Below are 21716 nucleotides of genomic sequence, written 5' to 3' on the forward strand. Positions count from 1 at the left end.
CGGGGGCGGACCGGCTCAACGCAGGTGCAGCGCCTGCATCGCCCGGGCGGCCATCTCCCGCTCGCCGAGGGCGTTCGGGTGCACGATCACCGCGTTGGTGCCCTGCAGGACCGGCTCGACCCAGCGGACCCCGATCGGCGCGCACGCGTCGTGCCCGGCGGAAGCGGCCGACAGGTCGACGAACGTCACGCCGGTGGCCGCGGCCGCCCGCCGGACGGCGTCGTTGAGCGTGGTCTGCAGCCCGTACAGGTAGGGGACGTCGCCCTCGGCGATCGGCATCCGGTCGAAGCAGCCACCGGTCGGCGGCAGGATCGCCGGGTAGCCGAGGATCGCCACCCGTGCCCGCGGGGCGGCCTGCCGCACCGCCGACAGCGCCTCGACCAGCGCCGGGTAGGTGGTGGTGCGCACGGTGTCCTCGAAGGAGGTGCCGTAGGTGTCGCGGCACGGGCTGCCCCGGCCGAGGGTGAGCACCCCGGCCGAGGAGCAGCGCAGGATCGAGTCGATGAACACGCCACTGTCGTTGCCGCCGATGGTCATCGTGACCAGCCGGGTGTCGGCGGACAGCGCCTCGAGCTGGGGCGGCACGCCGGGGTACTGCGCGGTGGTGAAGTCGGAGGTGTCCGCGCCGCCGCAGGTGACGTCGGTCAGCTGCGCACCGATCGCCTGCGCGAGGACGTGCGGGTAGTTGCGGATCGACCGCAGGCACTGCGGCGCGGCGGTGAGGTCGGGCGGCAGCACCCCGGAGGCGGCGCTGTAGGAGTCACCGAGCGCCACGTAGCGCAGTGGGCCGGGCGCGGCCGAGGCCGGCGGGCTGAGCAGGAGGACGCCCGCGAGGGCGGCGAGCAGGACGACGAGAAGGCGGGACCACGGACGGTGCACGGACCACTCCATCGCAGGCCGGGGGCAGGTCCCCCGGCTCAACGACGCGGCGCCGATCGGGTGACGGCGGTCACCGGCGCGTCCCAGTCGACCGTGTGCTCGCGCATCCACGCCTGCGGGTCGCGGGCGCGCAGGACGAGCGGCATGACCGCGTCGCGGACCAGCCGGCCCACCGCCGGGGGCGACTTCGCGGCGCTGGTGCGGTACGCCGAGGCGACCACCCGCTCGGCCCGCGCCCGGCGCAGCTCCTCGTAGACCCGCAGGGCGTAGACGGGCGGCAGGTCGCGCAGGCAGCGGGCCAGGACGACGGCGTCCTCCATCGCCAGCGACGAGCCCTGCCCGGCGGCCGGCGAGGTGGCGTGCGCGGCGTCGCCGACGAGCACCGCGCGCCCACGCGACCACCGCCGGACCGTGGGCAGGTCGTATGTCGTCCACCCGCGCAGCGGCCCCGGGGTGGCCTCCACCAGCTCGACCAGCGGCGACAGGTCACCCCGGTGCAGGTCGTAGAGCAGCGCGCGCCACCGCAGGTCGGGGGTGCCGGCGACCTCGCCGTCCGGCGGCTCGCGGTCCAGCGGCGGGTTGGCGAACCACCAGGTCCCGCCGCCGGGTGCGGCGAGGTACCCGGCGAAGCCGCGCCGGCCGAAGACCATCGTCAGCCGGCCCACCTCGGCCTCGGCCGGGACGTGCGCGGAGTACCCCGCGGTGTTCAGCACGGGCACGAAGCGCGGCGGCGGGCAGGCGGGGTCGACCCATCCCCGCACGGTCGAGCGGACGCCGTCGGCGCCGACGAGGAGGTCCGCGGTCTCCGTGCGGCCGTCGGCGAACTCCGCGGTGACGCCGTCGGCGGTGTCGTGCACGCCGGTCAGGCGGGAGCCGTGGCGGACCTCGACACCGCGCCGCAGCGCCTCGGCGTGCAGCACGCGGTAGAGGTCGGAGCGCCGCAGCGAGATCCCGGTGGGCGGGCCGCCGGTGGGCAGGGAGCCCAGGACCCGCCCGCGGGCGTTGCGGAACTGGATGGTGTGCGTCGGGATGCCCGCGGCACGGACCGCGTCCTCGGCGCCGACGGCCCGCAGCGCGCCGAGGCCGTTGACCTGGACGCCGAGCCACGCGCCGACGTCGCCGGCCGGTCCGGGGTGCGCCTCGTGGACCGTCGCCTCGATCCCCACCCGCTGCAGCGCCATGGCCACCACCGGCCCCGCGACCCCGCCGCCGACCACGATCGCCCGCCTCATCCCGGCATCCCCCCACACCCGGCGGCGCGGGCCAAGTCCCCCGGGCGCGTCTCCTCTGCCAGCATCGGCGCCACCGACCGGAGACCCGGGGAGGCCGTCCGTGACCGATCTCGCGCGCATCGCCCTGCACGACGTCGAGATCCCGCCGGTGCCGGGCGGGTCGCCCCGGCTGCGCGGGGTGCTCGGGGTCCCGGAGGGGCCCGGGCCGTGGCCCGGCGTCGTGCTGCTGCACGAGGCCTTCGGCGTCGACGGCGTCATGCGCCGGCAGGTGCAGCGGATCGCCGCCGCCGGGCACCTGGCGCTGATGCCCGACCTGTTCTCCGACGGCGGCGCCCGGCACGCCCTGGTGCGGACGTTCCGGGCCGTGGACGCCGGGCGGGGGCGCCCGTTCGCCGACGCCGAGGCGGCCCGGGCGCACCTCGCCGCGATGCCCGGCTGCACCGGCCGCCTCGGGGTGCTGGGGTCCAGCGTCGGCGGGGGCCTGGCCCTGCACGTGGCCGCGCGCGGGTTCGACGCGGCGGCGGTGTTCTACGCGCGGCTGCCTCGGGACCCGCACACCGCGCTGCTCGGCGCGTGCCCGGTCGTGGCCGGCTACGGCGGGGCCGACCCCGGACTGCGCGGCGCCGCCGCCGAGCTCACGACGGTGCTCACGCGGCTCGGCGTCGCCCACGACGTCCGCGAGTACCCGGGCGCCGGGCACGGCTTCCTGCACGACGCCCCGGTGGGGCCGCGGCCGCTGCGGCCGGTGCTGCGGAACGTCCTGCGGATCCGCCCGGACGCGGGCGCCGCGGCCGACACCTGGGCCCGGACCGACGCCTGGTTCGCCCGGTACCTCCCGGGCTGACCTGCGGCCCTCAGCCGACGGGTGCCGCCGGCACCGGGGTGTCGGCCGGCGACCGCGGGGTGGGGATCGGTGCCGCGGCCGCGGGCGCGGGGCGGCGGGCGGGGAAGCCGACGGCGTAGAGGTCGGGCATCGAGAAGACGACGCGCTGCGGCTCGCCGGGGCCGGCACCGAGCACGGCGCGCACGCGGGCGAGCTCCTCCTCCGCGGCGGCGCCGTCGTCCCAGACCTCGTAGACCATCAGCGTCCGCGGCCGGCGGACGTGCCGGCGCGACAGGCAGTGCGACGGGCGGTCGTCGCCCTCCGGGAGGAGACCGGAGAGCAGCGCGCCCCGCTCCGGGTCGACGTCGTTCCAGCGCAGGTGCAGCACGAGCAGAGACACGGTTCCCCCAGGGTCGTTCCGGATGCCCGCACGCTAGGGACGGCGGGGCCGGCCGGTCTGTACGCACATCTGCGTAGCGCGGCCCGCGCCGGACCCCCTTGACCGCGCGCCGTCCCGTTGACGGCGCGGCGCGTCCGCGGTCACCCTCGTCCCCTGCGGAGCTGCACGCACGGCGGACGCGGGACCGGAGCACCCGGCACCCGCGGGGGCACTCGTCGGAGGCGGCCATGGAGCCAGCGGTCCGGGAGCTCACCGACCTGGTGGTCGGCCTGCTCGACGGGATGACCGGCCCCCGCCTGCCCGCCGAGCCGGTGTTCGCCGTCCTCTGTCCCCGCCTCGAGGCCTCCGCCGCCGCGCTGCAGTGCACCGACTGGCGGACCGGCGCCACGGCGCTGACCAGCACGGGGCTCGACGCCGGTCAGCGGCGGCTGCTCGTCGAGGCCACGCACCGCGCACGCTGGGCGCACCCGCTGCTGGCGGCGGCCGCGGCCGGGGACCTCACTCCCGCGACGGCGGAGCGGGCCGCCGGCGGCCGGCAGCGATGGCACCGCTCCCCCGCCCGCGGCGTGCTGCAGGACGTCTGCGGCTGGGACCAGGTGGCCGGCGTGGCGCTGCGCGGTGGCCCGCACGAGGTCTGCGGCTTCGCCTTCGGCCGGCCCGGCCGGGACTTCACCGACGCCGACCTGGACCTGCTGGCGGCGGTGCAGCCGGTGCTGCGGGCGCTGGACCGGCACGTCCGCCTGCTCGCGGGGTGGCAGGACCCCACGGGACGGGCCCGCGACTCCGCGCGGGCGACGGGGCTCACCGGCCGGGAGACGGCGGTCCTGCTGTGCCTGGCCGACGGGCTGACCGCGGGCGCGGCCGCCCACCGGCTCGGCTGCTCGGCCCGCACGGTCACCACGCACGCCGGGCGGCTGTACGGGAAGCTCGGCGTCCACGACCGGCTGACCGCGGTGCTCGAGGCGCAGCGCCGGGGCATCCTGTCCCGTCCCGCGGGCTGACCGCCGGGTCACGGGAGGCCGGCGGCCGCCAGGTACTCCCGGGCGCGGGCGTCGATGCCGGCCTGGTCGAGGTCGGCGTCGCGCAGCTCGGCCAGCGCGGCGGCCATCAGCGGCCCGGTCGCGTAGAACTCCACCGCGATGCCGTCGGGGTCGCGCAGGTTCAGGTGCCAGCCGAAGGGCATGTCGCGGACCGGGGTGAACTCGGCCCCCATCCCGCGCAGCTGCGCCTCCCGCGCCTCGAGCTCCGCGCGGGAGCCGGCGGCGAACCCGAGGTGGTCCAGGCCGGTGCGGGTCTCGTCGAAGCGCCCCCCGCCCTTGTCGTGCCGGGCCAGGGAGAGCGTGAACCCGCTGTCCCGGTGCACGAGCACGCGGACGGTGCCGAAGTCGGCCAGCCGCACGAGGTCGAGCAGCTCGCAGTAGAACCGCTGGCTGACGTCGAGGTCGGTCACCGTGAGGGTGACGTGGTCGACGACCGGGGCGCTGCCCGTGGCGCTCACCGGGGGCTCCCCCACGGCAGCAGCCGCCGGTCCAGGGGCGCTCCGAACAGGCACGCCAGCCACCGCAGCTGGGTTCCGATCGGCGATAGCGTCGGCGCCCGGGTCTCGTGCCGGGTCTGGGGCTGCAGCGATGTCGATGTCATGGCGTCCTCCCGAGGGGTCCCTGCCGGACGAGCGTCGGTCCGGGAGGGACGCCGTCGCGTCGGGGGAAACCCGCGACCTGGTGGGCCGGGACGGCGAGCTCGCGCGCGTCGACCGGCTGCTCGACGACGCCCGCGGCGGCTCCTCGGGCCTGCTCGTCCTGGAGGCCGAGGCCGGCGTCGGCAAGACGGCGCTGCTCCAGGCCGCCGCCGGGCGGGCCGGCGGCTTCCGGGTCCTGCACGCCCGGGGCGTCGAGTCCGAGGCCGCTCTGCCGCAGGCCGCGCTGCTGGAGCTGCTCACGCCGCTGCGGCCCCTGCTCGCCGAGGTGCCGCCCGGCCAGGCCGCGGCCCTGGCCGCCGCACTCGGCTGGGGCCCGGTCGACGTCCCGGGCGGGCGGCACCTCGTCGCGGCCGGCACCCTGTCGCTGCTCGCCGCGGCCGCGGCGAGCGGCCCGCTGCTGGTGCTGGTCGACGACCTGCAGTGGGTCGATCCGGAGTCGGCGGGCGCGCTGCTCTTCGCCGCCCGCCGGATGCACGGCGACCGGGTGGCGGTGCTCGCGGCGCGGCGTCCGGAGCCCGGGCCGGCCGCCGGCGCCGAGGTCCTCCGCCTGCCCGCCCTCGCCCCCGGCGCCGCCCGGACGCTGCTCGCCGGGACCGTTGCCCCGCCCGTGGCCCACCGGCTGGCCGACCGCCTCGGCGGGATACCGCTGGCACTGCTGGAGGTGGCCGCGGCCCTGACCCCGGAGCAGCGCGCCGGCACCGCGCCGCTGCCCGCCGAGCTGCCGGCCGGCCCGGCGCTGGCCGGCGCCCTCGCGCCCGACCTGGCGGCGCTGCCGGCCGGTGCCCGCGAGGCGCTGCTGCTGCTGGCCGCCGCGCTCGACGGCAGCGCCGCCGCCGTCGCCGCCGCCCTCGCCGGCTCGGGCACCGACCCCGGCCCCGCCCTCGACGCCGCCGAGCAGCGGGGCGTCGTCGTCCGCGACGGGGACGCCCTCGCCTTCCGCCACCCGCTGCTGCGCAGCCTGGTCTGGGAGCGCGCGACGCCCGCCGACCGCCGGCGCGCGCACCGCCTGCTGGCCGACACCGCCCGCACCGGCGACGACGTCGCCCGGGTGTGGCACCGCGCCCTCGCCGCCGCCGGGCCCGACGAAGGGCTGGCCGGCGAGCTGGCGGCGCTGGCCGGGCGGGCGCGCGACCGCCGCGGCTACGCGGCATCCTCCGCGGCCCTCGAGCGGGCGGCGGCGCTGACCGATGACGCCGAGCGCTCCGCTGACCTGCTGGCGGCCGCCGTCGCGGACGCCGCCGTCGGCGGGGACACCGCCCGCGCCCGGTCGCTGGCCGGCGCGGTCCTGCGCGGCCCGGCGGGCGACGCCGCCCGCGCCGGGGTGCTGCACGTGCTGGGCCGGGTCGAGCAGGACGCCGGGTCGGTGCCGGCCGCGCGCGACCTCCTGCGCGCGGCCGCGGACCTCGCGCGGGGCCGGACCGCCGCCTGGGTGCTCACCGACCTCGCCGTCGCCGAGCACCGGCTGGGCGACGTGGCGGGGATGCAGGACACCGCGCGGCGGATCGCCGCGGGAGCCGACGACGCCGATCCGCTGCAGCGCGCCCTCGCGGCGTGGGTGACCGGCCTGGCCGCCGTCCACCGCGGCGACCTCGACGGCGGCCGGACGCACCTGCAGCACGCGCTGGACACGATGGAGGCCGAGCCGGACCTGCGCGCCGAGCCGCGGCTGCTGCCCCTGGTGGTGCTCGGGCTGGCCTGGACGGCCGACCTGCTCGGCGCCGTCCCCGTGGTGGAGCGCCGGCTGCGCGAGGCGCGGGCGGTCGGGGCGCTCGGCGTTCTGGTCAGCGTCCTGGCGATGACCGCCCACGGCCGGGCGCAGTGGCTGGGGGACCACCCGGGTGCCTTCGCCGACGCCGGTGAGGCCGTCGACCTGGCCGGGCAGCTCGGCTACGTCGCCGACGCCGCCCCGGCCCTGGAGCTGCTGGCCTGGGAGCACGCCGCCCGCGGCCGGCACGCCGAGGCAGCAGCGCACCTCGCGCGCGCCCGGGCGCTCGTCCTGCGCTCCGGCACCGCCGCGGTGGCCGCGCACCTTGCGCTCACCGAGGCCTTCTGCACCCTGTGCCGGGGCGACCTCGCCGGCACCGCGCGGCTGCTGGAGGCGCGGATGGCCGCCGACGGCGGGGTGGGTGCGCTCGGCGAGCCGCTCGGCGTCGCCCCGCTGCTGGTGGAGGCGTGGGCCGGGCTGGGCCGGACCGCCGAGGCCGCGCGGCTGGCCGCCGACTACGAGCGGGTGGCACCGTCGCCGCTGCCGCCGACCGCGGCGCTGGTGGCCCGGTGCCGGGCGCTGACCCGGCCCGACGACGACGGGGCGGCCGAGCTGTTCGAGCAGGCGCTGGCCGCGCACGCGCTGGCGCCCGACGCCTTCGAGACGCCGCACACCCGGCTGCTGTACGGCGCCCGGCTGCGCCGCGCGGGACGGCGGACGCGGGCGCGGGAGGAACTGGCCGCGGCGGCCGACGCCTTCGCCGCGATGGACCTCGCCGCCTGGGCGCGGCGGGCCGAGGACGAGCTGCGGGCCACCGGGCGCACCGCGCGCCCGCGCCGTCCGCTGACGGAGGAGCCCCTGACCGCGCAGGAGACGCGGATCGCGGTCCTGGCGGCGCAGGGGCACTCCAACGCGGAGATCGCCGCGGCGCTCTTCCTCAGCCCGAAGACCGTCGAGCACCACCTGAGCAGCGTCTACCGCAAGCGCGGGCTGCGGTCCCGGGTGGGACTGGCGCAGCTGTTCCCACCCGGGGCCTGACCGCGCGGGTCAGGCGGCGCCGTCGGCCCGGCCGGCGATGCGGTCGACGAACCGGTCCAGCGGCCGGGGCTGCTCGCCGGGCGCGGGCGGGTCGGCCGGGGTGAGCACCCAGAGGACGGCGTAGAGGACCAGGCCGGCGCCGCCGGCGAGGGAGAGCGCGACGACGGCGGCGCGCCACAGCACGGCGTCGACGCCGGTGTAGGTGGCCAGGCCGCCGCAGACGCCGCCGAGCATGCGGTCGGTCGAGCTGCGGCGCAGCCGCGCCGGGACGGCGGTGGTGGGCGGGAGGGAGGTCGGTGTGGTCATGGCACGAGACTCCGCCGCGGGCCGCCCCGGCACATCGGGGAAGGCCCGGAACCGCACCCGGACCCGACCCTGGCTCACGGCTCATGCCCCACGGCCCACGGCCCACGGCGATGAGTCCCGGCCGGCCCGCGGGTCTGCCCTGGTGTCGCCCGATGCCCGGCACGAGTCCCTCCGGAGGACGCCATGACGACCACGCAGTCCGGCCGCCCGCCCGTCGTCGACCTGGCCACCTGGCAGGCCGCCCGCGACGAGCTCCTGGTCCGCGAGAAGGCCCACACCCGCGAGGGCGACGCGCTCGCCGCGGCCCGCCGGCGGCTGCCGATGGTGGAGTTCGACGGGACGGTCGAGGTGGTCGGGCCCGACGGCCCGGTGCCGTTCCTGGACCTGTTCCAGGGCCGCGAGGAGCTCGTCGTCTACAAGCACATGTGGTACGACGGCGCGCCGCACCAGGGGCAGTGCGAGGGCTGCACGATGACGACCTGGCAGCTCCGGGACACCGTCTACGTCAACGCCCGCGGCGTCTCCTTCGCCGTCGTCACCACGGGCCGGTGGGACGAGGTGGCCGCCTTCGTCGCGTTCATGGGCTACCGACAGCCCTGGTACTCCGTGCGCGGGGTCGCGGAGCCGGTCGGCGGTGCCATGGGGTACCTGACCAGCTTCCTGCGCGACGGCGACCGGACGTTCCTCACCTACTCCACGACCGGCCGCGGCAACGAGCCGGTCGCCGGGCACTTCGGCGTGCTCGACCGGACGCCCTACGGCCGCGGCGAGGCGTGGGAGGACAAGCCGGAGGGCTGGCCCGAGGGGGACCACGCGTGCTGGTACTGGCGCTCGGACGCCGACGGGAACCCCACCTGGGGCCCGACCAGCCGCCCGGTGCCGCAGTGGACCCGCCCCGGCGCGACCCCCGAGCAGACCCTCGGCCGCCTCGGCGACCACTCCTGAGGCGCCCACTCCTGAGGCGCCCACTCCTGAGGCGCACAGCCTCAGCCCGCGGCGACCCGGGGGGCGACCTCGGTGCCGAGCAGCTCGATGCCGCGCAGCAGGTCCTCGTGGGCCAGGCGCGGGTTGGTCATCTGGATCGACACCCGGTCGACGCCGCCGAGCTGCGCGGAGATCCGCTGCAGCTTGTCGGCCACGGTGTCGGGGTCGCCCATGAAGAACGCGCCGTCGGGGCCGCTGGTCGCGTCGAACTGGGCGCGGGTGGGGGCGCGGAAGCCCCGCTCCCGGGAGACCGCGGTGAACATCTCGTGCCAGCCGGGGTAGATCGTGTCGGCCGCCGCCTGGGTGCTGTCGGCGACGTAGCCGAAGACGTGCAGCCCCACCTGCAGCCGCTCGGGCGCGTGCCCGGCCTGCGCGCCGGCCTGCCGGTAGAGGTCGACGAGCGGGGCGAACTGCCGCGGCTCGCCGCCGATGATCGCGACCATGAGCGGCAGGCCGAGCAGGCCGGCCCGCACGAAGGACGTCGGGGTGCCGCCCACGCCCACCCAGATCGGCAGCGGGTCCTGCAGCGGCCGCGGGTAGACGCCCTGGCCGGTGAGCGCCGGGCGGTGCGTGCCCGACCAGGTGACGTGCTCGGACTCGCGGATGCGCAGCAGCAGGTCGAGCTTCTCGTCGAAGAGCTCGTCGTAGTCGGCGAGCGAGAGGCCGAACAGCGGGAACGCCTCGGTGAACGAGCCGCGGCCGACGACGAGGTCGATGCGCCCGCGGCTGATGAGGTCGAGGGTGGCGAACTGCTGGAACACCCGGACCGGGTCGGCCGCCGACAGCACCGCGACGGCGCTGCCGAGCCGGATCCGCTCGGTGCGCGCGGCGGCCGCGGCCAGGATCACCGGGGGCGCGGAGTCGTAGTACTCGGGCCGGTGGTGCTCACCGATGCCGAAGGAGTACAGGCCCACCCGGTCGGCGAGCTCGATCTCCTCGAGCAGGTGGGCCATCCGCTCCTCGGGGCCGACCCGGTGGCCGGTCCGCGGATCGGTCACCGCCGCCACGAAGCTGTCCACGCCGAGGTGCACGGGAGTCCTCCTCCGGTCGGGGACACGGGCCCCGGTGGTCGAGCGTTCAACGACCAGTCAACCAGCCCCGGACACGACGGCGCCCCTCCGGCCGGGGACCGGAGGGGCGCCGTCGTCGCTCAGGCCGCCGAGGCGGCCCGGTCGCCGGTCCTGGGGGCGGCGCGGACGCCGGCCAGGTGCCAGGCGGTGCAGTCGGGGCAGCTGGCGATCCAGACGTGCCGGGGGTGGCGGAAGCAGGCGGTGCGGCCGGTCGGGGCGGATGCCGTGGACCGGGCCGAGGGGCTGGTCATGGTGCGGGGACTCCCTGCCGCCGGGCGACGGCGGCTCGTGACTCGTGTGACGGTTGGTGCAACACCGGCAGAGGGGTCACCCATCCGGGGTGTGCGTGAGGACACCCCGCACGCCCGGCACCTGCGCGTTCGGCGGAACGTGACGATCATGACGGCTCTCTTTGGCGTGCATGACCTGCTCCCGGACCACGGAGAGTGCCGATCCTGGGCGCATGTCCGCTCGACTCGTGGTGGCCGGCAGCGCGGCCGGTCAGCAGCCGTGGTCCCGGGAGACGCCCGCCCAGGACCAGCTCGCGCAGCCCTGGTGGCGCTCGGCCGTCGTCTACCAGGTCTACCTGCGCTCCTTCGCCGACGGCAACGGCGACGGCATCGGTGACCTCGCGGGCCTGCGCGCCCGGCTGCCGTACCTGTCGTGGCTCGGCGTCGACGCGCTGTGGATCAACCCCCACTACCCCTCGGGCGGCGCCGACGGCGGCTACGACGTCGTCGACTACCGGGCGGTGGACCCCGAGTACGGCGACGTGTCCGACGTCGAGGCGCTGGTGGCCGACGCCCGCCGGCTGGGCCTGCGCGTGGTGCTCGACGTCGTCCCCAACCACACCTCCGACCGGCACCCCTGGTTCCAGGCGGCGCTGGCCGACCCCGACTCCCCCGAGGCCGCGCGGTACCACTTCGCCCCGCCGTCGGAGCAGCCGCCGAACAACTGGCGCTCGCTGTTCGGCGGGCCGGCCTGGTCGCGCACCCCGGACGGCCGCTGGTACCTGCACCTGTTCGCCCCCGAGCAGCCCGACCTCAACTGGCGCGACCCGGTGGTGGCCGAGGACTTCGAGCGGACGCTGCGCTTCTGGCTCGACCGCGGCGTGAGCGGCTTCCGGGTCGACGTCGCCTACGGCCTCCACAAGGACGCCGCGCTGCGCGACAACCCGGGCGAGTACTCCCCCACCCTCTTCGGCCACGGCCCCGAGCAGGCCATGACCTGGAACCAACCCGAGGTGCACGACGTGTGGCGCCGCTGGCGCGCGGTCTGCGACGAGTACCCGGACACCATGCTGGTCGGCGAGGTCTGCCTGGCCGACCTCGACGAGGTCGCCCTCTACTCGCGGCCCGACGAGCTGCACCAGTCGCTGTCCTTCCGGCTGCTGAAGTCGAAGTGGGAGACGCCGGCCTTCGCCGAGGCGATCGGCAGCGCGCTGGAGGCCTTCGGCCGCGTGGGCGCGCCGGTGTCGTGGGTGCTGGGCAACCACGACAAGGAGCGCATGGTCTCCCGCTTCGGCGGCGGCGAGACCGGCCTGGCCCGCGCCCGGGCGGCGGCGATGCTGCTGCTGGCGCTGCCCGGCTCGGCCTACGTCTACGCCGGCGACGAGCTCGGCCTGCCGCAGGCGCACGTGCCCGACGAGGCCAAGCAGGACCCGATCTTCCACCGCAGCGGCGGTGAGCGCGCCGGCCGCGACGGCTGCCGCGTGCCCATGCCGTGGAACGCCACGTCCGGCGTCGGCTTCTCCCCCGCTCGCTCGGCACGGCCCTGGCTGCCGGTGCCCGCCGAGTGGAAGCGGCACGCCGTCTCCCGGCAGACCCGCGACTCCGGCTCGGTGCTGCACCTCTACCGGACGGCGCTGGGCATCCGCGCCGAGCACCCGGCGCTGGGCAGCGGCGAGGCCACCGTGAGCACCCGCGGCGACGTCCTCACCGTGCGCTGCACGGGCGGCGGCCGGACGGTGCGCTGCGTGGTCAACATGGGCACCGGCACGGCGCTGGTCCGCTCGCGCGGGCAGGTGCTGCTGGAGTCCGGCCCGGGCGTGCACACCTCGGCCCGCTCCGTGGCGCTGCCGCCGGACACCGCCGTCTGGATCGAGGAGTCCTGACCGGCACACTCGGGGCGTGCCCCCGAGACGCTGCCCCTGCGGGACCGGCCTGACCTACGCCGAGTGCTGCGGGCCGCTGCACGACGGGACGGCGGCCGCCGCCACCGCCGAGCAGCTCATGCGCTCGCGCTACAGCGCCTTCGCCGTCGGCGACGCCGCGTACCTGCAGCAGACGTGGGACACCGACACCCGGCCGCGGTCGCTGACCCTCGACCCGGACGTGCGCTGGACCGGCCTGGAGGTCCTGGCCACCACCGGCGGCGGGCTGTTCGACGCCGAGGGCACGGTGGCCTTCCGCGCGCACTCCCGCGCCGGCGGCGAGGAGCACGTGCAGGCCGAGCGCAGCCGGTTCCGCCGGGTCGGGGGCCGCTGGGTCTACGTCGACGGCGAGCCCGGGTGACGTCGGTCGACGTCGTCGTCGCGGGGGCGGGACCGGCGGGGCTGTCGGCGGCGGCCGCGTGCGCGGCGGCGGGCCTGCGCACCGTCCTGGTGGCGCCGTCGCTGCGGGTCTGGACGCCGACCTACTGCCTGTGGGCCGACCAGCTCGACGCCGCCGCCGGCCCGCTGGGGCTCGACCCGGCCACCGCCGCGGCGCGGTACTCCCCCACCGTCGTCCGCACCGGGGCCGGCGGGGAGCGGCGGCTGGACCGCGGCTACGCCCGGCTGCGCAACGAGGTCGTGCACGCCGCGCTGCTCGACGACTTCCGCGCGCACGGCGGGCAGGTGTGCACCGGCCGGGTGACCGGCCTGCTCCGCGACGGCGGCCGGGAGACCGCCGTCCTCGCCGGCGGGTCCCGGCTGACCGGGCGGAGCGTCCTCGACGCCCGCGGCGGCGGCCCGGGGACCGCGCAGCAGCGGGCAGCGCAACAACGGGCATGGGGCGAGGTGGTCGAGGGCCCGGTGCCCGGCCTGGTGCCGCCCGGCGGCGCGCTGCTCATGGACTGGACGGCGCTGGCCGACCCCGCCGCGCCGCCGGCCTTCCTCTACGGCCTGCCCCTCGACGACGGCACCGTGCTGCTGGAGGCCACCTCGCTGGCCGGGCGCCCGCCGGTGCCGCTGGGCGACCTCCGGGCGCGGCTGGCCGCGCTGCTCGGCGCGCACGGGCTGCGGCCGGCCGGCGGTCCCGAGCGGGTGGCGATCCCGCTGGACGGGCGGCCGCGCGCCGCCGGTCCGGGCACCCCGCTCGGGGTGGCGGCCGGGCTGGTGCACCCGGCCACCGGCTACAGCGTGGCGTCGTCGCTGCGGCTGGGCCCGCGGGTGGCGGCGGCGCTGGCGGCCGGCGCGGACCCGCGGCCGGTGGTGCGCGCGGCCCGGCCCCGGACGACGGCGGCGCTGCTGGGCCTGGGCCTGGAGGTGCTGCTGCCGCTGGACACCGCGGGCACCGACGCCTTCTTCGCCGCGTTCTTCACGCTGCCCGAGGCGGCGTGGGGCGGCTACCTCGACGTCGGCTCGCCGCCGCGGGCCGTCGCCGCGGCGATGGCCCGGGTGTTCGCCGCGCTGCCGGGGCCGCAGCGGGCGCGGCTGCTGCGCTCGGTCGGCCGGGCCGCCGCCCGGGTCAGGCGGGCGTAGGAGGCGGGTCGGCCACCAGGGCGTGCTCGGGCAGGACGCCCGAGCGCTTGCGCTGCCGCAGCAGGTACCAGGCCAGGCCGACGGCGACGATGCCGCCGATCAGCACGAACGCGGCCCACTGCAGGTACCAGTGCTGCTCGCCGGTGGCGTTGTAGACCTCGCGGCGCGGCCAGGCCAGGTTCAGCGCCATCCCGGCACCCCAGAGCACCGCGAGGACGTTGACCGGCAGGCCCCAGCGGCCCAGCGAGAAGCGCCCCGGCGCGGTGGGCAGCGGCCAGCGCCCGCGCAGCCGGGCGAGGAGCATCGGCACGGTGACCAGCAGGTAGGCCAGGTAGATCATCACCACGGCGATGCTGGTCAGCGCGGTGAAGATCTGCGGCTGGCGGACGTTGAGCAGCAGGACGCCGATCGCCAGCACGCCCACGACGACGGCCGGCACGACCGGGGTCCGCCGCCGGGGGTCCACGCGGGCCAGCTTCGCGCTGAAGGGCAGGTTGTTGTCGCGGGCCATCGCGAAGGCCATCCGGATCGTCGCGGTGTGCACCGCCAGGCAGCACACGGTGATCGCCACGACGATGCACACGAGGAACGCCTTGCCCAGCCCCGTGCCGGCCACCTGGAGCAGGACGTACTGCAGGCCTCCGGAGCTCGACGCCAGCTGCGGGTCGGCGAGGTCGGGGGCGGCCATCAGGCCGAAGAGCAGGATCAGCCCGCCCAGGACGAACGACGCGGTGATCGCCCGGATGATCGCGCGCGGCGCGGTGCGGCCGGGGTCCTTCGTCTCCTCGCCGAGCGAGCTGGCGGTGTCGAAGCCGTACATGACGTACCCGGAGGCGAGCGCGGCGACGAGGAAGGCACTCAGGTAGCCGAGGGGTTGTCCCTCGCCGGTGCCGGCCGTGTCGGTGAGGACCTCCTGCGGACCGCGGGTGGCGCTGACCCCCAGGATCACGACGATGAGCACCGCGGCGACGAGCTCGATGAACACCCCGGTGCTGTTGATCCGCGACATCAGCTTCACGCCGAAGGCGTTGACCAGGGTGGTGAACAGGACCAGCAGGCCGCCCAGGACGACGGCGTTGACCGCGACGTCGTAGGTGCCGGTGCCGTCCCCGACCACCTGGAAGCCGGACCACAGCTGCGGCAGCGTGATCTGGTAGGCGAGCACGGTGGCCGCCAGCGTCACGATCGAGGCGGTGAGCATGACCCAGCCGGCCAGCCACGACGTCGTCGCGCTGCCCAGCCGCTTGGTCCAGTTGTAGAGCGACCCGGCCACCGGGTAGCGGGCGGCGAGCTCGGCGAAGCACAGCGCGACCATGAGCTGCCCGATGAAGACCATCGGCCAGGACCACACGTAGGCCGGGCCGCCGGCGCCGAAGCCGAAGTAGAAGAGCTGGAACGTGCCGGTCAGGATCGAGATGTAGCTGATGCCGGCCGCGAAGCTGGCGAACCGGCCGATGCTGCGGTCCAGCTTCTGGGTGTAGCCGAACTCCGCGAGCTGCGGGTCGCCGTCGTCCTGGGGGCGCACGGGGGGCCTTCCGTCGGGGAGGTGATCGCGGGGTCACTCTGGCCGACGGCGCGGTCCCCGGCGACCCGGCGCCGGGGACCGCGCGGCCTCAGCCGGCGCTGGGCTCGGGGGTGAACTGCGCGCGGGCCGCGGCCTCGCCGCCCGCGACCTCCTCGGCGGTGGCGGTGCCCGAGGCGGTCACGGTGGCCACCCAGGCGTCGACGGAGGCGGCGTTGGCGCGGCGCACCTCCTCGCTGCCCTCCCAGACCACCGGGTCGCCGACGTCCTCACCGCGCAGGTGCAGGCCCAGGCCCAGCAGGGCGACGTCCCACCCGGGACCGACGAACAGCGCGCCGGCGCCGCTGCCGGCGAAGGCGACCGGGACGGTGTGCTCGAGCTCCAGGACGGTGGCCGCTCCGGCCGGGCTCAGCCGGACGGTGACGACGCTGACCGGCCCGCCCCAGGTGAGCACCAGCGTCGACGGCGGGGAGCACTCGCGGATCTCGCCGTCGGCGTTGCCCTCGACGGCGAAGGTGCCGCCCGGGCGCAGGTCGCCGGTGACCGGCGCGAACCAGCGGGCCAGTCGCGCGGGGTCGGTCACGGCCTCCCACACGTCCTCGGCGGCCGCCGGGTACTCGCGTCGCACGGTGACGGCGACCAGCTCGTCCTCACCTCCGCCGCGGCGGGCGACCTCTCGTGCGGTCTCGGCGACCTCGGCCAGCAGGTCTCTCACGGTTCCTCCTCCTCGGGTGGGTCCGCCGGGTCGGGGTCCGGCGGTCGTTCCTCGCGCAGGCGGCGCTCCCGCTTCCCGCGGGCGAGCTCGGTGGCGAGTGCGTCGAGGTGCCGGTCCCAGGTGCCGCGGAACCGCTCGAGCCACCGGTCGACGTCCTGCAGCGGCGCGGGCTCGACGGCGTAGAGCCGCCGCGCGCCGTCGGCACGGACCCGGGCGAAGCCGTTCTCCCGCAGCACCCGCAGGTGCTGCGAGACGGCCGGCTGGGAGATGCCGAACTCCTCCCGGACGACGGCGGTGACCTCGCCGGCCGACCGCTCGCCGTCGGCGAGGAGCTCGAGGACCCGCCGCCGGACCGGATCGCCCAGGACGTCGAACGCGTGCACGACGGAAGTGTTTCAGCCTCTGCTTATATCGGTCAAGACTTATGCGACGAGCGGATCGCCGGGGTCCGGAGTCCGCCGCTACCCTCCCGGCCGGTGAGCGCCCCGACGTCCGGCCCCGGTCCGCTGGCCGGGTTGCTGCGCGGCGCGCGGCTGCGGGCGGCGCTCAGCCAGGAAGAGCTCGCCGCCCGGTCGGGCCTGACCGCCAAGGCGGTGAGCGCGCTGGAGCGCGGCGAGCGGCGCCGGCCGCACCCGCACACGCTGCGCGCCCTCGGGGACGCACTGGGCCTCGACGAGGCCGGCCGCGCCGCGCTGGCCGCGGCCGCCCGCCCGGCCGACGGCGGCGACCCGGTCCCCGTCCTGCCCGGGCCGGCCGCGCCGGTGTTCGGCCGCGACGACGACGTCGCCGAGGTGGCCGGCCTGCTGCGCTCCGGGGCGGCGCGGCTGGTCACGCTCACCGGCCCGGGCGGCGTGGGCAAGACGACGCTGGCGCTGGCGGTGGCGCAGGCGGTCGCGACCGACTTCCCCGACGGCGTCACGGTGGCCGAGCTGGCCCCGGTGCGCGAGGCGCGGCTGGTGCTGCCCACGCTGGCCCGCGCCCTGGGCGGCCGGCAGCTGTCCGGCCCGGTCGCCGACGCGGTCGCCGCCCGGCTGGGCGACCGCCGCCACCTCGTCGTCCTCGACAACGTCGAGCACGTGCTCGACGCCGCCCCCGAGGTGGCCGACCTGCTGGCGCGCTGCCCGGGCGTGGCGGTGCTGGCCACCAGCCGGGCGCCGCTGCGGGTCCGCGCCGAGCGCGAGCGGCCGCTGGGCCCCCTCCCCCTGCCGGCCGGCAGCAGCGCCGGCGCCGTGGCCGCCTCCCCCGCCGCGCAGGTGTTCCTCGACCGCGCGGCGGCCGCGGGACGCCCGGGCGCCCTCACCGATGCCACCGCCGCCGACGTCGCCGCCATCTGCCGGCGGCTCGACGGCCTGCCGCTGGCCCTGGACCTGGCCGCGGCGCACGCGCGCTACCTGCCGCCGGCGGCGCTGCTCGGCCGGCTGGACGAGGCGCTGGGGTCCGGCCGCTCGCGGGACCTGCCCGAGCGGCAGCGCACGATGCGGGCCGCCCTCGACTGGAGCCACGACCTGCTGACCGCCGCCGAGCAGGAGCTGCTGCGCCGGCTGGCGGTGTTCGCCGGCGGCTTCACCCTCGACGCCGCGCGGGCGGTGGGCGGCGGCGACGTGCTGGCCGCGCTGGGCGGCCTGGCCGAGCAGTCCCTCGTCGTCCCCGAGGAGGGTCCCGAGGCGCGCTACCGGCTGCTGGAGCCGGTGCGCCAGTACGCCGCCGGGCGGCTGGCCGACGCCGGGGAGACCGCCCTGGCCGCCGACCGCGCGACGGCCGCCGTCCTCGACCTCGCCGCCGGGGCGGAGGCGGGGCTGACCGGCACGGAGCAGGGCGCCTGGCTCGACCGCCTGGAGCGCGACCACGGCAACCTCAGCGCGGCGCTCGGGCGGCTCGTCGCCGCCGGCCGGGCCGCCGACACCGCCCGGGTCATGGGCGCGACGTGGCTGTACTGGGCGGTGCGCGGCGACGTCGCCGAGGGCCTGGGCTGGGTCGCCCGGATCGACCGGACCGGCCTGGCGCCGGCCGACGACGCCCGGGCGCTGCTCGCGCTGGCCGCCCTGCGCTACGCGGCCGGCGACGTCCCGGGCACGGGCGAGGCTGCGGCCGGTGCCGCCTCGGCGGCCGCGCGGGCCGGGGCCGGCGACCTGCGGGCGCTCGCGCTGGTGCTCTCCGGGTCGGCGGCGGTCTTCCGCGGCGACCTCGACGCGGCCGGCCGGGAGCTCGTCGAGGCGCTGCGGCTGGCGGAGGAGACCGGGCAGGAGTGGGCGCGGACGCACGCCGTCACCGCCCGGGGCCAGCTGCTGCTGCGCGCGGGCGACCTCCCCGGCGGGACGGCGGAGCTCGCCGGCGCCGAGGCGCTGGCGCGGGAGCTCGGCAGCCCGTTCAGCCTGGCCACGGTGCTCAACGTGCAGGCCTCCCTCGCCGCGCTCGCCGGGGACGAGGACGGCGCCCTCGACCGCTGGACCGAGGCCGCGGACCTCGCCGCGGAGGTCCGCACCTCCTGGACGCTGGCCTACACGCTGCCCGGCCTGGCCGTCGTCGCCGCGCACCGCGGGCTGCCGGAGCTGGCGGCCCGGCTGTTCGCGGCGGGCTCGGCGACGGCGGAGGCCGCGGCGGTGGCAGTGTCGTTCCCGCCCGACGTCGCCCTGGCCGCGCAGGAGCTGCCGGCGGTGCGGGCGGTGCTCGGCGAGGAGGCCTTCGCCCGGGCCTGGGACGCCGGCCGGCTGGTGCGCCCGGAGGACGTCCCGGCCCTGGCCCGGGAGATCAGGCGGTCCCCCGGACCCGCCTGACGTAGCGGCGGTAGTGCCCGGCGAAGACGGTCCGCAGCAGCAGCCGGACCGGCAGCGGGACGACGCCCAGCATCATGGCGCGCTCCTCGGGGCTGCACTCCTCGAGCAGCGAGCCGAACAGCAGCGGCAGGTCCCGCAGCGCCATCTGCCCCTTGCCGTGCTCGCCGAGCCGGGACCACTCGGCCTGCGTGACGTGCCGCTCGGCCAGCGGCAGGATCTCGCGCTCCTCCTCGTCGAGGTGCTCGAGCAGCACGGTGCGCAGCGCGTCGACGGTCGAGGCGACCTCCTCGCCCACGGCCGGCCGGGCCTCGACCTCCCAGCGGTCCAGCGCCGGGCCGAGCAGCCCGGTGAGGTGCTCGACCTGCTCGTGCTGGGCCTCCATGCGGTGCACCAGGTCGGCGTCGGGCGGGCAGCGCTCGAGCAGCAGCGGCCAGAGCAACTCGTCCTCGCCGGTGTGGTGCAGGTGCAGCCCCTGGAGGCACATCCGGGCGTGCCGGGCGAGGACGGCGGCGCGGGCAGTGTCGCCGGGTGCCACGGCGCGGACCAGCCCGGGGATGAGACGCAGCTCCCGGCGGAAGGCGCGGTGGACGACGTACATGTCGCGGACGTCGGCCATCGGGACGGGAGGGGCGGGAGCGGTGTTCGTCATGGCAGCGAGCCTGTCGGCGGCGCCGCGCCCGTCCCACCCACAGGACCTCCACGTTCCCCCCACGGTCCGGCCCGTGGGGGGAACGTGGGGTCAGGGGGTCAGTGCTCGGAGGCGTGGTGGTGGAACCGCCGCCACGGGTGCCGCCGGGCCGTGGGGGGCTCGGGGCGCTGCTCGGCGTCCGCGGCGGCCTCGGCGGCCGTCCGGGACGCGGTGGCGTCCGTGGCCCGGGGGGCCGGTGGCCGCGTGCGGTCGGCGAGGCGCTCCCGGCCGAGCTGGTGCTGCAGGCCGAGCGGGTCGCAGCGGGAGCCGCGGGCGGCGACGTCGTGCTGCGCCTCCCACTGGGCGATCAGCTTCTCCTCCGGCGACATCTCCCAGCGCTGCCGGTCGTCACCGGGCGTCGGATCGGACGGACTCATGGCGCTCCTCCCTCGCGGCGCCCGCGCCGGGCGCCGTCCTGCTCGGGCGCACGACGGTCACCGGGCAGTCCGCCCCCCGGAGCACCGACGTGGCCACCGATCCCAGCAACCGCCCCCGCGCACCCCCACGCCCGCGGGCGCCCACGACGAGCAGCCCGGCACCCCCGGCCGCGCCCAGCAGGGCGTCGACGGGGGCGCGGTGCACCGCGGCGGTGGACACCGCGACGTCGGCGGGCACCCCGGCCGCGGCGACGTCGGCGGCCAGCGCCCGGCGCACCGCCGCCTCGTACTCCGCCAGCGGCGGCACGTACGCCGGCTCCCAGCAGTCCGGCCGCGGTGCGGTGGTCAGGCTCCAGCCGCGGACCACCAGGAGCGGCATCCCCGCCCGGGCGGCCAGCCGCCCGGCCCAGGCCAGCGCCGTCCGCGCGCACGCCGACCCGTCGACCCCGACGACGATCCCGTCGCCTCCCGGGAACGCGTCCACGGCAGCGCACCTCCCGGCCGGTCCTCGACGACCCGCCGGGTCCAGTGCACGCCGCCGCCGCGGCCGGCGGGAGGGTCGGAGGTCCCTGCGCGCCGGCCGGTCAGACCTCCTCGGTCTCCAGGTCGCCGGAGGACCGCTGCAGCGTGCCGGCGACCACCACCACGGCGACCAGCGCGGCCAGCGCCCCGATCACCACGAACGCCGGAAGCTCCAGCAGCGCGTCGAGTGCGGCGAGGACCGCGGCCAGCAGCGGCCACCACCACCCGCGGCGCGAGTCCCCCGTCATCGCCGACGCGGTGAGGCTCGCCGAGGCCAGGTAGACCGCGACCCCGCCGGCCACCAGCAGCCGGGTCCCCGCCGGCACCTCACCGGCCGCGGCCTCCACGACCGCGAGCTCCAGGCCGGCGCCCACCGTCGCCAGCGCCAGCGTCAGCGGCAGGTGCCCGAAGACGTAGACGTCGTGGGAGTGCGCGCCGTTGGACTCCCCCGCCTCGCCGAGCAGCTTCTTCGCCCGCGCGCCGGCGAGGTCGAAGTAGCTCCACCACAGCGCCGCGGCCAGGACGAACCCCAGGGCCGCCACCGGCAGCGCGGCGCCCGACCACTTCGCGTCGTAGAGCCCGTGCGCGACGGCGGCCACCGGCTCGCCCAGCACGAGGATGACGAACAGGGCGAACCGCTCGGGGAGGTGCTCGACGTGCAGCGGGACGTCGGCCCGCGACCGCGTCGCCAGCAGCGGCACCAGCGCCTCGACCAGCACCGCGGCCGCCCACAGCGCGTAGGCCGCCGGCCGCGGCACCGCGAGCGACACCGCCCACAGCACCGCACCGGCGCCCGCTCCGAGCAGGTACAGCCGGGTGATCGGCCGCGCCTCGACCACGTGCTTGTGGGCCCGGCGGTACTGCAGCAGCAGCATCACGCGCAGCGCGATCTGGCAGAGCACGAAGACGGCGAAGCGCTCCCCCGTCGCCTCCGACGCCGACGCCGCCAGCCCGACGACGCCCGCCATGCTGCCGAGCTTGTACAGCCGGTAGACGACGTCGTCGTGGTCGAAGCGGTTGGCGTAGAGCGTGGAGCTCACCCACGACCACCACACCGTCGCGAACAGCCCGGCGAAGACGAGGAAGCCGTGCAGCGTCACGTCCTCGCGCAGCGCGATGGCCAGCTCGGCCACGACGAGGACGAACGCCAGGTCGAAGAAGAGCTCCAGGCGCGAGGCCGAGCGGTGGTCGTCGGTGCGCAGCTGCGGCGGGCGGACGGCGTCCCCCCGGCCGGTCAGGCCGTCGACCAGCCGCCGGCCCAGGCCCTGGTCGGCCACGGCACTCCCCCCGTCGGCGGGCG

Annotated in this window: 22 protein-coding genes; 8 read left to right on the forward strand and 14 right to left on the reverse strand. The window is 77.7% G+C overall.

Features of this window, described 5'->3' with window-relative positions:
- Positions 1 to 15 precede the first annotated feature (15 nt).
- Both FN207_RS21930 and FN207_RS21935 read right to left on the reverse strand, forming a co-directional pair.
- Positions 16 to 879 carry an SGNH/GDSL hydrolase family protein gene (locus FN207_RS21930; protein WP_246066264.1) on the reverse strand — a complete coding sequence of 288 codons (864 nt, stop codon included), beginning with the start codon at positions 877 to 879 and terminating at the stop codon, positions 16 to 18.
- A gap of 38 nt (positions 880 to 917) precedes the next feature.
- Entirely contained in the window at positions 918 to 2111 is a 1194-nt protein-coding gene (locus FN207_RS21935) for an FAD-dependent oxidoreductase (RefSeq protein ID WP_142460579.1), read from the reverse strand.
- Positions 2112 to 2211: 100 nt separating this feature from the next.
- Here FN207_RS21935 and FN207_RS21940 point away from each other — a divergent pair, with 100 nt between their 5' ends.
- The gene (locus FN207_RS21940) at positions 2212 to 2955 is read left to right on the forward strand and encodes a dienelactone hydrolase family protein (RefSeq protein ID WP_246066265.1); all 744 of its coding nucleotides are present in this window, start codon (positions 2212 to 2214) and stop codon (positions 2953 to 2955) included.
- Between the two features lie 10 nt (positions 2956 to 2965).
- On the opposite strand, the gene FN207_RS21945 is transcribed toward FN207_RS21940, so the two are convergent.
- Positions 2966 to 3334 carry a hypothetical protein gene (locus FN207_RS21945; RefSeq protein WP_142460581.1) on the reverse strand — a complete coding sequence of 123 codons (369 nt, stop codon included), beginning with the start codon at positions 3332 to 3334 and terminating at the stop codon, positions 2966 to 2968.
- 227 nt (positions 3335 to 3561) lie between these two features.
- Here FN207_RS21945 and FN207_RS21950 point away from each other — a divergent pair, with 227 nt between their 5' ends.
- Positions 3562 to 4335 (forward strand): helix-turn-helix transcriptional regulator, encoded by a 774-nt coding sequence (locus FN207_RS21950; protein WP_142460582.1) that lies wholly within the window; start codon positions 3562 to 3564, stop codon positions 4333 to 4335.
- A gap of 8 nt (positions 4336 to 4343) precedes the next feature.
- Here FN207_RS21950 and FN207_RS26515 read toward each other — a convergent pair whose 3' ends face one another.
- A complete protein-coding gene (locus FN207_RS26515; protein ID WP_185938493.1) occupies positions 4344 to 4832 on the reverse strand; it encodes a VOC family protein in 489 nt (162 codons plus the stop codon).
- Positions 4833 to 5055: 223 nt separating this feature from the next.
- Here FN207_RS26515 and FN207_RS27390 point away from each other — a divergent pair, with 223 nt between their 5' ends.
- On the forward strand, positions 5056 to 7776 hold the full coding sequence (locus FN207_RS27390) for a helix-turn-helix transcriptional regulator (protein ID WP_185938494.1): 2721 nt from the start codon (positions 5056 to 5058) through the stop codon (positions 7774 to 7776).
- Between the two features lie 9 nt (positions 7777 to 7785).
- Here the strand turns inward: FN207_RS27390 and FN207_RS21965 are convergent, their stop codons facing one another.
- Positions 7786 to 8082 (reverse strand): PspC domain-containing protein, encoded by a 297-nt coding sequence (locus FN207_RS21965; RefSeq protein WP_142460585.1) that lies wholly within the window; start codon positions 8080 to 8082, stop codon positions 7786 to 7788.
- A gap of 183 nt (positions 8083 to 8265) precedes the next feature.
- Here FN207_RS21965 and FN207_RS21970 point away from each other — a divergent pair, with 183 nt between their 5' ends.
- Positions 8266 to 9027, forward strand: a complete 762-nt coding sequence (locus tag FN207_RS21970) for a DUF899 family protein (protein WP_142460586.1) — start codon at positions 8266 to 8268, stop codon at positions 9025 to 9027.
- 41 nt (positions 9028 to 9068) lie between these two features.
- On the opposite strand, the gene FN207_RS21975 is transcribed toward FN207_RS21970, so the two are convergent.
- A complete protein-coding gene (locus FN207_RS21975; protein WP_142460587.1) occupies positions 9069 to 10097 on the reverse strand; it encodes an Atu2307/SP_0267 family LLM class monooxygenase in 1029 nt (342 codons plus the stop codon).
- A 119-nt stretch (positions 10098 to 10216) separates the two neighbouring features.
- A complete protein-coding gene (locus tag FN207_RS26520; RefSeq protein WP_185938495.1) occupies positions 10217 to 10387 on the reverse strand; it encodes a hypothetical protein in 171 nt (56 codons plus the stop codon).
- Between the two features lie 212 nt (positions 10388 to 10599).
- Here FN207_RS26520 and FN207_RS21980 point away from each other — a divergent pair, with 212 nt between their 5' ends.
- The 3 genes from FN207_RS21980 to FN207_RS21990 are packed head-to-tail and all read left to right on the forward strand — an operon-like array spanning position 10600 to position 13818.
- A complete protein-coding gene (locus FN207_RS21980) occupies positions 10600 to 12249 on the forward strand; it encodes a glycoside hydrolase family 13 protein (protein WP_142460588.1) in 1650 nt (549 codons plus the stop codon).
- Between the two features lie 16 nt (positions 12250 to 12265).
- Positions 12266 to 12649, forward strand: coding sequence for a YchJ family protein (locus FN207_RS21985; protein ID WP_142460589.1), 384 nt, complete (start codon positions 12266 to 12268; stop codon positions 12647 to 12649).
- Positions 12646 to 13818, forward strand: a complete 1173-nt coding sequence (locus FN207_RS21990) for a lycopene cyclase family protein (protein WP_185938496.1) — start codon at positions 12646 to 12648, stop codon at positions 13816 to 13818. Before FN207_RS21985 ends, FN207_RS21990 begins: the two co-directional genes overlap by 4 nt.
- On the opposite strand, the gene FN207_RS21995 is transcribed toward FN207_RS21990, so the two are convergent.
- The 3 genes from FN207_RS21995 to FN207_RS22005 form a co-directional block, all read right to left on the reverse strand.
- Complete coding sequence (locus FN207_RS21995; RefSeq protein WP_142460591.1) at positions 13805 to 15343, reverse strand: APC family permease; 1539 nt, start codon at positions 15341 to 15343, stop codon at positions 13805 to 13807. The two genes, FN207_RS21990 and FN207_RS21995, sit on opposite strands and share 14 nt — an antisense overlap.
- An 88-nt stretch (positions 15344 to 15431) precedes the next feature.
- On the reverse strand, positions 15432 to 16055 hold the full coding sequence (locus FN207_RS22000; protein WP_142460592.1) for an SRPBCC family protein: 624 nt from the start codon (positions 16053 to 16055) through the stop codon (positions 15432 to 15434).
- A complete protein-coding gene (locus FN207_RS22005; RefSeq protein ID WP_142460593.1) occupies positions 16052 to 16438 on the reverse strand; it encodes an ArsR/SmtB family transcription factor in 387 nt (128 codons plus the stop codon). The genes FN207_RS22000 and FN207_RS22005 overlap by 4 nt, the downstream gene beginning before the upstream one ends.
- Before the next feature lie 93 nt (positions 16439 to 16531).
- On the opposite strand from FN207_RS22005, the gene FN207_RS22010 reads away from it, so the two are divergent.
- The gene (locus FN207_RS22010; RefSeq protein WP_185938497.1) at positions 16532 to 18829 is read left to right on the forward strand and encodes an ATP-binding protein; all 2298 of its coding nucleotides are present in this window, start codon (positions 16532 to 16534) and stop codon (positions 18827 to 18829) included.
- Here FN207_RS22010 and FN207_RS22015 read toward each other — a convergent pair.
- From FN207_RS22015 to FN207_RS22030, 4 genes are all read right to left on the reverse strand, one after another.
- Positions 18804 to 19478: a hemerythrin domain-containing protein gene (locus FN207_RS22015; RefSeq protein ID WP_142460595.1), complete on the reverse strand. Its 675-nt coding sequence runs from the start codon at positions 19476 to 19478 to the stop codon at positions 18804 to 18806. The two genes, FN207_RS22010 and FN207_RS22015, sit on opposite strands and share 26 nt — an antisense overlap.
- A gap of 98 nt (positions 19479 to 19576) precedes the next feature.
- Positions 19577 to 19894, reverse strand: a complete 318-nt coding sequence (locus FN207_RS22020) for a hypothetical protein (RefSeq protein ID WP_142460596.1) — start codon at positions 19892 to 19894, stop codon at positions 19577 to 19579.
- Positions 19866 to 20378 (reverse strand): universal stress protein, encoded by a 513-nt coding sequence (locus tag FN207_RS22025; RefSeq protein WP_142460597.1) that lies wholly within the window; start codon positions 20376 to 20378, stop codon positions 19866 to 19868. The genes FN207_RS22020 and FN207_RS22025 overlap by 29 nt, the downstream gene beginning before the upstream one ends.
- Before the next feature lie 100 nt (positions 20379 to 20478).
- Positions 20479 to 21693, reverse strand: a complete 1215-nt coding sequence (locus FN207_RS22030; RefSeq protein WP_142460598.1) for a low temperature requirement protein A — start codon at positions 21691 to 21693, stop codon at positions 20479 to 20481.
- Between the last annotated feature and the right edge of the window lie 23 nt (positions 21694 to 21716).

The sequence above is a fragment of the Geodermatophilus aquaeductus genome, from assembly GCF_900182545.1.
GTDB lineage: Bacteria > Actinomycetota > Actinomycetes > Mycobacteriales > Geodermatophilaceae > Geodermatophilus > Geodermatophilus aquaeductus.